This window comes from Amycolatopsis sp. NPDC049691, from assembly GCF_040675005.1.
GTDB lineage: Bacteria > Actinomycetota > Actinomycetes > Mycobacteriales > Pseudonocardiaceae > Amycolatopsis.
On sequence record NZ_JBFANX010000025.1, the window covers coordinates 32674 to 47415 of the forward strand.

Annotated in this window: 15 protein-coding genes; 10 read left to right on the forward strand and 5 right to left on the reverse strand. The window is 72.0% G+C overall.

Annotation, left to right across the window (positions count from 1 at the left end):
* Nucleotides 1-93: 93 nt before the first annotated feature.
* Together AB0J40_RS39520 and AB0J40_RS39525 are read right to left on the reverse strand one after the other, a co-directional pair.
* Nucleotides 94-981 carry an NADP-dependent oxidoreductase gene (locus tag AB0J40_RS39520; RefSeq protein ID WP_364464280.1) on the reverse strand — a complete coding sequence of 296 codons (888 nt, stop codon included), beginning with the start codon at nt 979-981 and terminating at the stop codon, nt 94-96.
* Nucleotides 982-1003: 22 nt separating this feature from the next.
* A complete protein-coding gene (locus AB0J40_RS39525) occupies nt 1004-1576 on the reverse strand; it encodes a nucleotidyltransferase family protein (protein WP_364464283.1) in 573 nt (190 codons plus the stop codon).
* Between the two features lie 22 nt (nt 1577-1598).
* Here AB0J40_RS39525 and AB0J40_RS39530 point away from each other — a divergent pair, with 22 nt between their 5' ends.
* Nucleotides 1599-2039: a GNAT family N-acetyltransferase gene (locus tag AB0J40_RS39530; RefSeq protein WP_364464285.1), complete on the forward strand. Its 441-nt coding sequence runs from the start codon at nt 1599-1601 to the stop codon at nt 2037-2039.
* Here the strand turns inward: AB0J40_RS39530 and lpdA are convergent.
* The 3 genes from lpdA to AB0J40_RS39545 form a co-directional block, all read right to left on the reverse strand.
* Nucleotides 2029-3420: a dihydrolipoyl dehydrogenase gene (gene lpdA / locus AB0J40_RS39535; protein ID WP_364464288.1), complete on the reverse strand. Its 1392-nt coding sequence runs from the start codon at nt 3418-3420 to the stop codon at nt 2029-2031. The two genes, AB0J40_RS39530 and lpdA, sit on opposite strands and share 11 nt — an antisense overlap.
* A gap of 48 nt (nt 3421-3468) precedes the next feature.
* Nucleotides 3469-4230: a lysophospholipid acyltransferase family protein gene (locus tag AB0J40_RS39540; protein ID WP_364464290.1), complete on the reverse strand. Its 762-nt coding sequence runs from the start codon at nt 4228-4230 to the stop codon at nt 3469-3471.
* 63 nt (nt 4231-4293) lie between these two features.
* The gene (locus AB0J40_RS39545; RefSeq protein ID WP_364464293.1) at nt 4294-4698 is read right to left on the reverse strand and encodes a nitroreductase family deazaflavin-dependent oxidoreductase; all 405 of its coding nucleotides are present in this window, start codon (nt 4696-4698) and stop codon (nt 4294-4296) included.
* A gap of 216 nt (nt 4699-4914) precedes the next feature.
* On the opposite strand from AB0J40_RS39545, the gene AB0J40_RS39550 reads away from it, so the two are divergent.
* From AB0J40_RS39550 to AB0J40_RS39590, 9 genes are all read left to right on the forward strand, one after another.
* Nucleotides 4915-5955, forward strand: a complete 1041-nt coding sequence (locus AB0J40_RS39550) for a LacI family DNA-binding transcriptional regulator (RefSeq protein WP_364464295.1) — start codon at nt 4915-4917, stop codon at nt 5953-5955.
* A gap of 84 nt (nt 5956-6039) precedes the next feature.
* A complete protein-coding gene (locus AB0J40_RS39555; protein ID WP_364464297.1) occupies nt 6040-7173 on the forward strand; it encodes a DUF993 family protein in 1134 nt (377 codons plus the stop codon).
* Nucleotides 7173-7985, forward strand: coding sequence for a sugar phosphate isomerase/epimerase family protein (locus AB0J40_RS39560; protein ID WP_364464300.1), 813 nt, complete (start codon nt 7173-7175; stop codon nt 7983-7985). Before AB0J40_RS39555 ends, AB0J40_RS39560 begins: the two co-directional genes overlap by 1 nt.
* A 55-nt stretch (nt 7986-8040) precedes the next feature.
* Nucleotides 8041-8703, forward strand: coding sequence for an IclR family transcriptional regulator (locus AB0J40_RS39565; protein WP_364464303.1), 663 nt, complete (start codon nt 8041-8043; stop codon nt 8701-8703).
* Between the two features lie 46 nt (nt 8704-8749).
* Nucleotides 8750-9460, forward strand: coding sequence for a response regulator transcription factor (locus AB0J40_RS39570; RefSeq protein WP_364464306.1), 711 nt, complete (start codon nt 8750-8752; stop codon nt 9458-9460).
* Between the two features lie 3 nt (nt 9461-9463).
* On the forward strand, nt 9464-10747 hold the full coding sequence (locus tag AB0J40_RS39575; RefSeq protein WP_364464309.1) for a HAMP domain-containing sensor histidine kinase: 1284 nt from the start codon (nt 9464-9466) through the stop codon (nt 10745-10747).
* 117 nt (nt 10748-10864) lie between these two features.
* The gene (locus AB0J40_RS39580) at nt 10865-12256 is read left to right on the forward strand and encodes an amino acid permease (protein WP_364464312.1); all 1392 of its coding nucleotides are present in this window, start codon (nt 10865-10867) and stop codon (nt 12254-12256) included.
* Complete coding sequence (locus AB0J40_RS39585) at nt 12253-12996, forward strand: carbon-nitrogen hydrolase family protein (RefSeq protein WP_364464315.1); 744 nt, start codon at nt 12253-12255, stop codon at nt 12994-12996. Before AB0J40_RS39580 ends, AB0J40_RS39585 begins: the two co-directional genes overlap by 4 nt.
* Complete coding sequence (locus AB0J40_RS39590; RefSeq protein ID WP_364464318.1) at nt 12993-14684, forward strand: NAD(P)/FAD-dependent oxidoreductase; 1692 nt, start codon at nt 12993-12995, stop codon at nt 14682-14684. Before AB0J40_RS39585 ends, AB0J40_RS39590 begins: the two co-directional genes overlap by 4 nt.
* Nucleotides 14685-14742 lie beyond the last annotated feature (58 nt).

The following is a 14742-nucleotide window of genomic DNA, read 5'->3' on the forward strand; positions in this document are numbered from 1 at the left end:
CAACCGGGTGTAATGGGGAGAATCTAAGGAGTGACCGCGCGGTGGTCCACCGACCAAAGTCGGGAAGGTCCGGTTGCCCACATGCTGGAACGATCAGGGAAACATGAGAACGATTTTTCCCCGGCCGTGCCCGGTCTCGATTTCCCGGTGCGCGGCCACAGCCTCGGTGTACGGGTACGCACGGCGCACGTGGAACCGCAAGTCACCTTTCGCATAGAGCGCGGCCAGCTCCGCGAGCCGCGCCGCAGAGCGTCCGGACTTCGAGACGAGCACGCCGAGATCCGCGGCCCGGTCGTGGTCGACGAGGGTGAGGATCCGCGTCCGGTCCCTCACCAGTTCGAGTGAAACGTCGAGCGCTTCCCCGCCGGCCCCGTCGAGCACGACGTCGATCCCCAGCGGCGCGAGGCGGTCGCGCAACCCCGGCCCGTAGACGACGGGTGTGGCACCCAGCTCGCGGAGGTAGTCCTGGTTGGCCTCGCTCGCGGTGCCGACGACGGTGGCACCCATGAGCTTCGCGAGCTGAACGGCGGCGGTGCCGACGGATCCGGCGGCGGCGTGGACGAGCAGCGTCTCGCCTTCCCGGAGGCGGAGCACTTCCAGCGCGATCGACGCGGTCTGCGTACCGGCGGTGAACCCGCCGGCCACGTCCCACGGCATTTCGGGCGGCTTCGGCGTGACGTCGGTGGCGGGGACGACGATGTACTCGGCGGCGGCTTGCACGGCGGTGAAGCCGAGCACCTCGGTACCGGGCTCGAGCTCGCCTTCGTCGACGACGCCGGCGAACTCGTTGCCGGGAACGCGCGGCCAGCCGAGCGAAAGGTGCGGCGGCTCCCACCCGGCACGGACGGCGGCGTCGAAGGGCTGTACCCCGGCGGCTTTCACGCGCACGCGAACCTCCCCCGGCCCGGCGTGCGGCTCGGGCAGGTCGAGAACGCGGAGCACTTCGGGGCCACCGAATTCGGTGAAGGCAACGGCTTTCATGCCGCCAGTCTGATACTTCGAGTTACCTTGAAGTCAAGACGGTCAGTTCGGGCCAGCGCGCTTTCCAGCGGGCGGCCTTGCGTTCGAAGACCTCCCGCGGCGCGAGCACGGGGTTGGGCCGGACGACGAGGCCGAAGAGGTCGTCGAGCCCGTACGGGGCGTGGAGGTGCCAGGAGCCGTCCCGCCCGATCCGCACCCCGACGCACGAGCAGACGGCGGGAAAGGCGTCGATCGCCGCCTCGGTGCTCGCGAAGGGCGGGCAGGGAACGCCGAACTTGGCTTCGTACCACAGGTGCACCCGGGCTTCGTTGCGCACTTCGACCTCGACGGGCAGGTCGCGGCACGCGTCGGCGACCATCCGGATGACCCGGTCTTCGGCCGCCCAGCTCGGATCGGCGGGATTGTGGTAGAAGAGGTCGTAGTCCTCGATGCCGTGTCCGGCGTCCCGCCCGGTCAGGGCGTTCCACACGGTCTGCACGACGCACCCCGCCGTGAGGTACCAGTGCGGCAGGTCGCAGGCCCGCGCGCGGTCCAGCACCGTGACGAGGACTTCGTTGCGCACCAGGAGGCCGCGGAGCCGGTCGAGGTCCGTCATGGCGCCATCGTAGGCTGCGCCCATGGCCGAGATCCGCCGCGCGACGACCGCCCAGGCCGGCGCGCTCACCGCCCTGATGCACGCTTCCTCGGCGTACCAAGGCGAGTACGCGTCCATCCTGGACGGCTACGAGGTCACGCCGGCCTACATCGCGGACAATCCGACTTTCGTGGCGATGTCCGGCGAGGAGCTGCTCGGCTTCTACGCGCTCACCGGCGCGGAACTCGACCTGCTCTTCGTGGCCGACGCCGCCCAGGGGCTGGGCGTCGGCCGCCGGCTGGTCGACCACATCCGAGGCGAAGCGCAAGCCCGCGGGCTGGACAGCGTCCGCGTCGTCGCACACCCGCCGGCGCTGGAGTTCTACCTCCGCATGGGGGCGCGGCGCACCGGCACGATCCCACCGAGACCGCCGAAGGTCCGCTGGGAACGGCCGGAGCTCCGCTTCGACATCCCTACATGTTGATCATGTGGCCGGCAAGGCCGTGCACCGCTTCCTTGACCGCTTCGCCCAGCGTCGGGTGCGCGTGGACGTTGCGCGACACCTCGTGCACCGTCAAATCCCACTGCTGGGCCAACGTCAGCTCCGGCAGCAGCTCCGTGACGTCCGGCCCGATGAGGTGCCCGCCGATCAGCTCGCCGTACTTCGCGTCGCTGATCAGCTTCACGAAACCGCCGGCGTCCCCGAGGCCCTGGGCCTTTCCGTTGGCCGTGAAGGGGAACTTGGCCACCTTCACGTCGAAGCCCTTCTCCCGGGCCTGCTCCTCGGTCCACCCGAAGCTGGCGATCTGCGGCTGGCAGTAGGTCGCCCGGGGGATCATCGGGAAGTCGAGCTCCATGGTCTCGACCCCGGCGATGGTCTCCGCGGCCACCACCCCCATGGACTCGGAAGCATGGGCGAGCATCAGCTTCGCGGTCACGTCACCGATCGCGAAGATGTGCGGCACGTTGGTCCGCCCGCGGCCGTCGATCGCGATGGCGCCGCGGTCGGTCAGCGCCACCCCCGTCTTCTCGAGCCCGTAGCCCTCGACCCGCGGCTGGAACCCGATCGCCTGCAGCACCTTCTCGGCCTCGAGGACCTGCTTCCCGTTCTTCTCCGACGAAACAGTGACCCGCACCGACGAGCCGGACTCGTCGATGGATTCCACCCGGGTCGAAGTCAGCACCTTGATCCCGAGCTTCCGGTACCGTCGCGCGAGCTCGGCCGAAACCTCGGCGTCCTCCAGCGGCACCATCCGGTCGAGGAACTCGACGATCGTGACGTCGACGCCGTAGTTGTGCAGCACGTAGGCGAATTCGACGCCGATGGCACCGGCGCCGGCGATCACGATGCTCGACGGCAGCTCACTGGAGAGGATCTGCTCTTCGTAGGTGACGACCCGCGAGCTGCGCGACGTCCCGGGCAGCAGCCGCGTGGTGGCACCCGTGGCGATGATGCAGTGGTCGAACGTGATCCGCGAGCCGTTCACCTCGAGGGTGTGGTCGTCGACGAAGGTGCCGTGCCCGTCGAACTCGGTGATCTTGTTCTTCTTCATCAGGAAGTGCACGCCCTTGACGCGCCCGTCGGCGACCTTCCGGCTCCGCTCGTAGGCGGCCGTGTAGTCCACCCGGATCGGGCTGTCGGACGAGATCCCGAACGCCTTCGCCTCCTGCGTCACCACGTGCGCCAGCTCGGCGTTGCGCAGCAGCGCCTTCGACGGGATGCACCCGACGTTCAGGCAGACGCCGCCCCAGTACTTCTCCTCGACCACCGCGGCGCTCAGCCCCAGCTGCGACGCGCGGATCGCCGCGACGTAGCCGCCGACCCCGGCCCCCAGGACCACGACATCAAAGTGTTGTGCACTCATGAGCCGAAACTACCCCTTCCGGCAGGTCGGGGCGGGGTGACGCGGACCTCACGCCGCGGCGGGGCGTTCCTCGCCGCGGATCTCCTCCAGCAGCGCCGTCACCTCGCCCATGATCCGGGCCGTCGCCTCCTCCAGCACCTCGCGGGTGAGCGGCCGGTCACGCAGGTCGGACAGGTCGACCGGCGGCCCGGCGACCAGCTCGACGGTCTTGCGGGGAAACGCGCGCGGGAACCACGCCGTCGACGGCAGCAGGTGGTGGGTGCCCCAGTTGGCCACCGGGACCACCGGCGCGCCGGTCTCGAGCGCGGCGCGCACGATGCCCGTCTTGCCGCGCATCGGCCAGCCGTCCGGGTCCTTCGAGAACGTGCCTTCCGGGAAGACCGCGACGCACTCGCCGGCCCGCACGGACGCGACCAGGTCGCGGTAGGCCTCGGCGGCCGTCGCCGCGCCGCGGTACACCGGGATGTGGCGCCCGGAGCGCATCACGCGGCCGACCACCGGGAGGTTCCACAGCGACGCCTTGGCCAGGTACCGCGGGACGCGGCCGGCGGCGAGGCAGAACGCCGTCAGCGTCGTCGGGTCGGCGAACGACAGGTGGTTGGACGCCACCAGCACGCCGCCGGTCTTCGGGATGTGGTGCGAACCCCGCACCCGGAAGCGGGTCGTCTGGGCGAGGAACTGCCAGACGACCTCGATCGCGAAGCTGTACCAGGCGCCCCGGCCGGCGCGGGCGAAGCGCCGGCCGTAGGCGATCATCTGGCGTCGGGTGAGCAGCTCACCTTCGGTGTCCAGGGCGGTCCAGCGGTCCATGAGTGTCATTCGTAGCCCACGGCCGGCCGGATCGGCCCTAGCACGCGCGGAACGCGGCGCAGATCACAGTCGCTCGAGCACCACGACAGGAATCTCGCGGTCCGTCTTCTTCGCGTAGTTGTCGTAGTCCGGCCAGACGGCGGCCAGCTTCTCCCACAGCTTCGCGCGTTCCTCGCCCTCGGCCGTGCGGGCGCGGGCCCGGAACTTGTCCGCCTTCACCTGCACGCCGACCTCGGGGTTCTCGACGAGGTTGAGGTACCAGCCGGGGTGCTTCGGCGCGCCGCCCTTGGAGGCCACGATCACCGGGTTGCCGTCGACCTCCTGGTAGATCAGGGCGAACTTGCGGTCCTGCCCGGTCTTGCGGCCCTTCGTGGTGAGCACGAGCGTCGGGACACCGTCCTTCCAGTCGTGGCCGACCTCACCGTCGGTCTCCTCGTAGCGGCGGACGTGCTCGTCACCGAACAGCATGCGTGGTCCTTTCGCGGTCGTAACTGCAGTGGCGTACAAACCATTTGAAGGTACTCCTTGTTTACGACAAACCCGCGGCCGCGAAGCTTCCCGCGCAATTCACTCGAACGGGTCAGGTCCCCCGGCCAGCGGCTTCTCCCGGCCCACCCCCCGCCCAGTAGATTGCACCGACCGAGCACGCCGAGACACTCGAGACCGATCTTGGAGGAGCCAGCCATGAAGGCCCGGCCGCACGTGACACTCGAAGACGTGGCACGCAGCGCGAACGTCTCGCTCGCGACGGCGTCGCGGGTGCTCAACGGCACCGCGTCCGTCCGCGCCGACCTGAGGGAGCGCGTTTCCGCCGCCGCGGCCGAGCTGGCCTACGCCCCGAACGCGCACGCGCAGGCGCTCGCCGGGGGCACCCACCGCACGGTCGGCGTGATCTGCCACGACGTCAGCGACCCGTACTTCGCGGCGATCGCCGGCGGGGTGATGCGGGTCGCCACCGACAACGGGCTGCTCGTCATGCTGGCCGGCACCTTCCGCGACCCGGACCGCGAGGTCGCCTACGTCTCGACGCTGCGCGCGCAGCGGGCCGCGGCGATCCTGCTCATCGGCTCGGCGTTCGAGGACCGCGCCTGGGAACGCGCGATGGCCGCCGAGCTCGAGCCCTACCGCCGCGGCGGCGGGCAGGTCGCGGCGGTCAGCAGGCACCGCGGGCTCAAGATCGACACCGTGCAGCCGGACAACAAGGGCGGCGCCGCCGAGCTGGCGAAGGCGCTCGTCGGGCTCGGCCACAAGCGGTTCGCCGTGCTGGCCGGGCCGCGGAAGCTGAGCACCGTCATCGACCGGCTGGCCGGGTTCACCGACGCGCTCGCCGAGCACGGCATCACCCTGCGCGAAGACGACGTCATCGAGGGCGCGTTCACCCGCGACGGCGGCTACGAGGCGACGAAGCGGCTGCTCGCCGGCCGCAAGCGCAAGCTGCCGACCTGCCTCTTCGCCGTCACCGACGTGATGGCGATCGGCGCGATGACGGCGTTGCGGGAGGAAGGCCTGTCCGTGCCCGGGGACGTCTCGGTCGCCGGTTTCGACGACATCCCGGTGGTCCGGGACCTCGCCCCGGCGCTGACCACAGTCCGGCTGCCACTGGAGGAGCTCGGCGAGCGGGCGATGGACCTGGCGGTCAAGGGGTCCGCGGGCAGCCGGCCCCGGACCGTCCGGCTCTCCGGCGAAGTCGTCCTGCGGGACAGCACCGCGCGCCCCAGGCGCTGACCCCCGGCCGGGCCTTGTCGCCTTTCGGCGCAGGCCCTACCGTGGATTCGAGAAAGCGCTTTCCGAGACTGCGGAGGTCAGCCGATGCTCGTGCTCCCGGTTCCCGGCGGCGGGCTCGTGAACTGGTCGCCGTCCGGCCCGCCGCGGCCCGGGCCGCCGGGCACCCCACCGTCGTCGCGGATCGCCTACGCCGCCGCGCACGTCGTCGTGGACGCGCTCGCCGACGAACCCGACGTGCTCGACTGGGACACCACCCTGGCGTTCCGCGAGCACCTCTGGGCGTGCGGGCTTGGCGTCGCGGAGGCGATGGACACCGCGCAGCGCGGCATGGGCCTCGACTGGCCGGCCACCCGGGAACTCGTGACGCGCACCGGGGCGATCGCCGCCGGCCGCCGGTGGTGCGCGGGCGTCGGCACCGACCAGCTGCCTCCCGGCCCGGCCACGCCGTCGTCCATTGTGGACGCCTGGCGCGCGCAGCTGGACCTGGTGGGCGGTGCGGGCGCGGTCCCGGTCGTCATGGCGAGCCGGGCGCTGGCCGCGGCGGCGAAGGGCCCGGACGACTACCACGCGGCCTACGGCAAGGTGCTGTCCGGGGCGAGCGGCCCGGTCCTGCTGCACTGGCTGGGCGAGCAGTTCGACCCGGCGCTGGCCGGCTACTGGGGCCACCACGACGTCCGCGCGGCGGCCCGGGAGCTGGCCGCGCTCTGCGCCGAGCACGCGGGCACGGTCGCCGGGGTCAAGGTCTCGGTGCTGGACGCGGAAGTCGAGACCGAGTTCCGGCGCGCGCTGCCGGCCGGCGTCGCCTGCTACACCGGCGACGACTTCCACTACCCGCGGCTCATCGCGGGCGACGAGCAGGGCCACAGCGAGGCCCTGCTGGGGATCTTCGACCCGATCGCCCCGGTGGCCGCGGCCGCGCTGCGCCGCCTGGACGACGGCGACCGCGCCGGGTTCGCCGCCCTGCTCGACCCGACCGTGCCGCTGGCGCGCGAGATCTTCCGCGCCCCGACCCGGCACTACAAGACCGGCGTCGTCTTCCTGGCGTACCTGAACGGCCATCAGGAGCACTTCCGGATGCTCGCCGGCAGCGAGTCGGCGCGCACGATCACCCACCTGGCCACGCTGTTGCGGCTGGCCGACGCGGCGGGCGTGCTCGCCGACCCCGACCTGGCCGTCGCCCGGATGCGGCCGCTGCTGCGGGTGGCGGGGGTGGCGTGATGGACCCGCGGTTCAGCCTCAACCAGATCACCACCAAGGCCTGGTCGCTGCCGGAGGCGGTGGCGGGCTGCGCCGCGGCCGGCGTCGGCTGGATCGGGCTCTGGCGGGACAAGGTCGCCGAAACCGGCGTCGACGAGGCCGCGCGCCTGCTGAAGGCGCACGGGGTGCGCGTGTCGTCGTTGTGCCGCGGCGGGTTCTTCACCGGCGTGACGCCGGAAGGGTCCCCTGTGGACGGTGTGGCGCGGACCCGCGAGGCGATCGACGAGGCGGCCGCGCTGGGCGCCGAGGTGCTCGTGCTGGTCGTGGGCGGGATCGCGGGCAACGACCTCGCCGCGTCCCGGCAGCGGGTCGCGGACGCCGTGGGCGAGCTGGCACCGTACGCCGGGGAACGCGGCGTGCGGCTCGGCCTGGAGCCGCTGCACCCGATGCAGTGCGCGGACCGGTCGGTGCTGTCCACTGTGGACCAGGCGCTGGCGATCGCCGCCGAGCACCCGGCGGAGCAGGTGGGGGTGGTCGTCGACGAGTTCCACGTGTGGTGGGACCCGCGGATCGAGGCGTCGATCGCCGCGGCGGCCGGGCGGATCGCCGGGTTCCACGTGTGCGACGTGCTGGTGCCGCTCCCGGACCCGCTGCTGGGGCGCGCGTTGCCGGGCGACGGGCCGATCGACCACCGCCACCTGCGCGCCGCGGTGGAGGCGGCGGGGTACGCGGGGCCGATCGAGGTGGAGGTCTTCAACGCGCGGCTGTGGGCGCGGCCGGGAGCGGAGGTGCTGGCCGAGACCATTGCGGCGTTCGAGCGACACGTGGCCTGAACCGGTCCACCCCGCGGTACACTCGGTCCGTCTAGCGGACTGGGGAGGTCGCGCGATGACCCACAACGACGACGGATCGGTCCGAAGCGTGCTCCGCGCCTTCGACCTGCTCGCCCTCTTCACCGAACACCGCCGGACCTGGGCGGTCAAGGACCTCACCACCGCCAGCGGCCTGGCGAAGACGACCGTGCTGCGGCTGGTCGCCACCTGCGAACAGCGCGGCCTGCTCTGGACCCGGCCGGACGGGCGGATCACCGTGGGGCCCGGGATGCTCCGGTGGGCCCAGCTGGCGAACACCGCGTGGCAGCTGCCCGAGCCGGTCCGGCAGGTGCTGCGCGACCTCGCCCGGGAATGCCGCGAGACCGTGAACCTCTACGTCCGCAGCACGTCCGTGCTGGTCTGCGTGGCGCAGCAGGAGGGACCGCTGGCCATCCGGCACGTCGGGCGGGTCGGCGACGAGCTGCCGCTCGGCTTCGGGGCCGCCGGGCGCGTGCTCGACGGTGCCGAGGGGGCGGCGGTCAGCCACGGCGAGCCGGAGGCGGGCGCGTCCAGCGTCGCCGCGCCCGTGCACGACGGCGACGGGCGCGTGCTGGCGGCGCTCGCGGTCACCGGACCCAGCAGCCGGTTCGGCCCCGCCGAAGTCGCTGCGTTTACCGAAGCCGTCGCCGGGGCTTCGCTGCGGATATCGCAGATCGGCCTCGGGACACGGGCGGAATAGCCCACAGTCGTCGGGCATCCGGTGGCGCGTTGGTTAGGCTCCCCGCATGCCGAACCTGCTGGTGGTGGAAGACGACGCGGCGATCGGCAGCGTGCTCGAATCGACCCTGCGACTGCACGGTTACCAGGTGTGCTGGCGCCGCGACGGCCGCAGCGCCCTGCAGGCCGCCGAGGCCGGCGAATTCGACCTCGTGCTGCTCGACCTCGGCCTGCCCGACCTCGACGGCGTCGAGGTCTGCCGTCGCCTGCGGACCGCCCTGCCCGCCACCGTGCTGGTCATCCTCACCGCCCGGCAGGAGGAGATGGACGTCGTCGTCGGCCTCGACGCCGGTGCCGACGACTACCTCACCAAGCCGATCCGGCTGGGCGAGCTGCTGGCCCGGGTGCGCGCGCACCTGCGCCGCGGCGCGCCGGCCGGGGCCCGGCCGCCGGTGACCGTCGGCGGGCTGACCGTCGACATCGCCGGCCGCCGCGCCACCCTGGGCGGGCGCGAGGTCGTGCTGCGGGCGAAGGAGTTCGACCTGCTGGCGCGGCTGGCCGAGCAGCCCGGGATCGCCGTCAGCCGCGAGACGCTGATGTCCGAGGTCTGGGACGCGCACTGGTACGGCTCCACGAAGACCCTGGACGTGCACATCGCGGCGGTGCGCCGCAAGCTCGCGTCGGCGGCCGGGCCCGGCGACGAGGTGCCCCGGATCGCCACCCTGCGCGGCCACGGCTACCGGCTGGAGGATCCGACGCGGACCCTCGCCGAGGGCTGAGGCGTGCGCCGCCGGATCACCACGCTGACGGTGCTGGCCGCACTCGTCGCCACCCTGCTGTTCGCGCTGCCGCTGGGCTTCGCGGTGTGGCAGTACTACCACGACGACGTGAAGGGCGACCTGGAGCGGGCCGCGGACGCCACCGCGCTCACCGTGTCGGAAGACCTGAACGCCGGGCGGCAGCCTGCCGTGCCCCCGCTCGACCGGGAAGACGACGAAACCGGCGGCGAAGTCGCGATCTACGCCCCGGACGGGCGGCTGCTCGCCGGGCACGGGCCCGCCGTCGCCGGGCCGGTCGAGCGGCAGGCAGCCAAGGCGACGGTGGACGTCGCCCTCGGCCGCGAAGGCGACGAACTGGCGCTGGCGGTGCCGGTGGTCAGCGGGCCCCGGGTGACCGGCGTCGTCCGCGCCGCGCTGCCGATGTCGGACCTGCGGATGCGGATCATCCTGACCTGGCTCGGCATGGCCGGGCTCGCGGTCGCGACGACCGGGCTGAGCTGGCTGATGGCCCGCCGGTCCACCAAACGGCTGGTCACGCCCATGGAGGAGCTCGCCGCCGCGGCCGAACGCCTCGGCGACGGCGACTTCACCGCCCGGTCACCGCGGGCGGGCATCGCCGAGATCGACCAGGTCGGCGAGGCGCTCGATTCCACGGCCGCCCGGATCGGCGAGACCCTCGAGCGCGAGCGCGCGTTCTCCGCGGAGGCGTCGCACCAGCTGCGGACCCCGCTGACCGGGTTGCGCCTGCAACTCGAAGCCGCCTTGCAGACGCCGGCCGCCGACCCGTACGCGGCGATCCGCGCCGGGATCGCGTCCGCCGACCGGCTGGAGCGCACGATCGACGACCTGCTGGCACTGGGCCGCGAGCGCCGGGCGCCCCGGGCGGAACTCGACCTCGACGCCCTCCTCGACGAACTCCGGCAGTCCGGCGACGCCCTGCTGGCACCGCGCGGGCGGGCGCTGCGGATCGTCCGGCAGGACCCGCCGCCGGCCCGGGTGGCGGCCGCGGCCGTCCGGCAGGTGCTCGGCGTGCTGCTGGACAACGCGGTGACGCACGGGCGGGGCACCGTGACGGTGGTGGCCCGCGACGCCGGCGACACGCTCGCCATCGACGTCGCCGACGAAGGTCCCGACCTCGGCGAGACCGACCCGTTCGCGGCCGCGACCAGCGGGAACGGGATCGGGCTGCGCCTGGCCCGCAGCCTCGCCGAAGCCGAGGGCGGCCGGCTGCGGCTGAGCAAGCCGGCGCCACCGACGTTCACGCTGCTGCTCCCGGCCGCCGAGTAGCCGACGGAACGATTCGCCATGATTCGTTCGGCTTGTGCAATGAATCACCTGTGATTCATCTGTACGCGCAACGTTGTCCTGTTTTGTGCGCTCAAGACGGCCGATACCGTCGTCGGCATGAATCTGCGGGCCGCGACGGTGCGGCGGAAACCGGTCGCCGATCTGGTCGCCGAAAGTGAGCACGGCACGTTGAAGCGGTCGCTCGGGCTCGGGCAGCTCACCACGCTGAGCATCGGCGCGACGCTGGGCAGCGGCATCTTCGTGGTGCTGGGCGAAGCCGTCCCGGTGGCCGGGCCGGCGGTGGTGCTGTCGTTCGTGCTCGCCGGGGTCACCGCGCTGTTCTCCGCGCTCTCCTACGCCGAGCTCGCCGGCATGATCCCGCTGTCCGGTTCGTCCTACTCCTACGCGTACGCCACGCTCGGCGAGCTGGTCGCCTGGGTCTGCGGCTGGTGCCTGGTCCTCGAATACGGCGTCTCGGTGGCGTCGGTCGCCGTCGGGTGGGGGCAGTACCTCAACGAGCTGTTGCGGCTGGCCTTCGGCTTCGCCATCCCGGACGCGCTGAGCCGGCCGCCGGGCTCGGGCGGAGTGGTCAACGTGCCCGCGATCGTCGTCGTGGTCCTGGCGATGGTCCTGCTGCTGTCCGGCGCGAAGGAGAGCGCGCGGGCCAACGCCGTCATGGTCGCGGTGAAGATCGGCACGCTGGTGCTGTTCTGCGCGATCGCGTTCACCGCCGTGCGGGCGAAGAACTTCACGCCCTTCCTGCCGCTCGGCCTGGCCGGGGTGAGCGCGGGCGGCGCCAAGCTGTTCTTCTCCTACATCGGGTTCGACGCGGCGTCGACCGCGGGCGAGGAGGCGAAGAACCCGCAGCGTGACCTGCCGCGGGCGATCCTGCTCTCGCTCGGCATCGTCACCGTGCTCTACTGCCTCGTCGCCGTGGCCGCCGTCGGCGCCCTGCCGTGGCAGCAGTTCGACGGCCAGGAAGCCGCGCTGTCGCACGTGCTGAGCGTCGTCTCGGGCAATCCCTTCTGGGCCGGGCTGCTCGCCGTCGGCGCGATCGTGGCGATCTCCAGCGTCGTGCTGACCGTCCTCTACGGACAGACGCGCATCCTGTTCGCGATGTCCCGCGACGGCCTCGTGCCGAGGTCCTTGTCCAAAGTGGACGCAAAGTCCGGCTCGCCGCGGATCAACACGCTCGTCGTGTCGGCCTTCGTCGCCGTCCTGGCCGCCTTCATCCCGCTGGGCAAGCTCGCCGACGCCACCAGCATCGGGACGCTGTTCGCGTTCCTGCTGGTCAACATCGCCGTCCTGCTGCTGCGGCGGCGCCGGCCCGGCCGGCCGCGCTCGTTCCGCGTGCCGTTCTCGCCGGTGACGCCGCTCCTCGGTGTGCTCTGCTGCGGCTACATGATGGTCAGCCTCGACGGCGCCACCTGGGTCGTCTTCGGCGGCTGGATGGCACTGGGCCTGCTGATCTACTTCGGCTACGGCATCCGGCGGTCGAGGCTGGCATGAGGGTCGCGATCCACCAGGGCCCGCTCGCCGACCTGCCCCGGCTCGACGCCGACCTCGTCGTCACCGCGGAGCTGGGCACGACCGGCTACCACATCGGCGCGCGCACGCACGAACTCGCCGAACCCGCCGATGGACCCACCGCGACCCGGATGGCCGCGCTGGCGAGGAAAACCGGTGCCGCGCTCGTTTACGGCTACCCGGAGACCGACGGTTCCGCTGTGTACAACAGCGTCCAGCTGATCGACGCCACCGGCCGGCGGCTCGCGAACTACCGCAAGACGCACCTGTTCGGCGACCTCGACAAGAAGTGGTTCACCCCGGGCGACGAGCCGGTGGTGCAGGCCGACGTCGGCGGGGTCCGGGTCGGGCTGCTGATCTGCTACGACGTCGAGTTCCCCGAGCTGGTCCGCGCGCACGCGCTGGCCGGCACCGAGCTGCTGGTCGTGCCGACCGCGTTGATGAGCCCGTACGAGCTGGTCGCGGACACGCTGGTGCCGGCGCGGGCCTACGAAAGCCAGCTGTTCGTTGCCTACGCCAACCGTTGTGACGTCGAACAGGAGCTGACCTACTGCGGCCGCTCCTGCATCGTGGCCCCGACCGGCGAAGTGCTCACCCGCGCCGGCTCCGGCCCGGCGCTGATCACCGCCGACGTGACCCGGGAAGCGCTCGCCGCGTCCCGGCTGGAGAACACCCACCTGGCCGACCGGCGGCCCGAACTGTACCGAGGAACCACCGCATGACCTCCGCCGTCCCGACCGCGATCCACCACGACGAACCGGCGGGCCGCCCGATCACCATGTTCGGCCCCGACTTCCCGTTCGCCTACGACGACTACCTCGCCCACCCGGCCGGCCTGGGCGCGATCCCGGCCGAGCGGTACGGCACCGAGGTCGCCGTGATCGGCGGCGGCCTGTCCGGGATCGTCACCGCGTACGAGCTGATGAAGCTGGGTCTGCGGCCGGTGGTCCACGAAATCGCGGAGATCGGCGGCCGGCTGCGCACGGTGCGGTTCCCCGGCTGCCCGGACGACGTCGTCGCCGAGATGGGCGCGATGCGCTTCCCGCCCGCGTCGACCGCGTTGTTCCACTACATCGACAAGGTCGGCCTCGAAACGACGCCGTTCCCGAACCCGCTGGCGCCGGGGACGCCGAGCACCGTCGTCGACCTCAAGGGACAGAGCCACTACGCGCGCACGCCCGAGGACCTGCCCGCGGTGTTCCGCGACGTCGCCGCGGCGTGGGACCGGACGCTGGCCGAGCACGCGTCGTTCGCCGAAATGCAGACGGCGATCCGCGACCGCGACGCGAAGACGATCAAGCGGCTGTGGAACGAGCTCGTCCCGCGGCTGGACAACCAGACGTTCTACGGCTTCCTCTGCGACTCCCCCGCGTTCGCCTCCTTCCGCCACCGCGAGATCTTCGGCCAGGTCGGCTTCGGCACCGGTGGCTGGGACACCGACTTCCCCAACTCCATCCTGGAGATCCTGCGCGTCGTCTACACCGGAGCCGACGACGAGCACCGCAGCATCGTCGGCGGCAGCAGGCAGCTGCCGTTGCGGCTGTGGGAACACGCGCCGGCCGGCATGGCTTTCTGGCCCGCCGGAACGTCGTTGGCGTCGCTGCACGAAGGCGGACCACGCCCGGGCGTCACGCGGCTGCACCGGACGGCGCCGAACAACATCACGGTGACCGACGCGGCCGGGCACATCCGGACGTACCCGGCGGCGGTGTTCACGGCGCAGAGCTGGATGCTGCTGTCCAAGATCGAATGCGACGAAGCCCTGTTCCCGATCGACCACTGGACGGCGATCGAGCGCACGCACTACATGGAGTCGTCGAAGGTGTTCGTGCCGGTGGACCGGCCGTTCTGGCTCGACCCCGACCCGGCGACCGGCCGCGACACGATGAGCATGACGCTCACCGACCGCATGCCGCGCGGGACATACCTGCTGGGCTCTTCGCCCGACTCACCGGCGGTGATCTGCCTGTCGTACACGTGGGCCGACGACTCGCTGAAGTGGCTGCCGCTGTCGGTGGGCGAGCGCGTCGAGGTGATGCTGGGCTCGCTGCGCGAGATCTACCCGGGGGTGGACGTCCGGCGCCACATCATCGGCGACCCGGTGACGGTGTCGTGGGAGGCGGAGCCGCACTTCATGGGCGCGTTCAAGGCGAACCTGCCCGGGCACTACCGCTACCAGCACCGGCTGTTCACGCACTTCATGCAGGACGCTTTGGAGGAGCGGCACCGCGGGCTGTTCCTGGCGGGCGACGACGTGTCGTGGACGGCGGGCTGGGCGGAGGGCGCGGTCCAGACGGCACTGAACGCGGTGTGGGGCGTGCTGCACCACTTCGGCGGGGCAACCGATCCGGTGAACCCGGGGCCGGGGGACCTGTTCGACGACCTCGCGCCGATCACGCTGCCGGACTGAGCGTGCCCCGATCGTGCCATCGGGTCCGACATCGTGCCCATTGCCCTGCCCCGCCCCA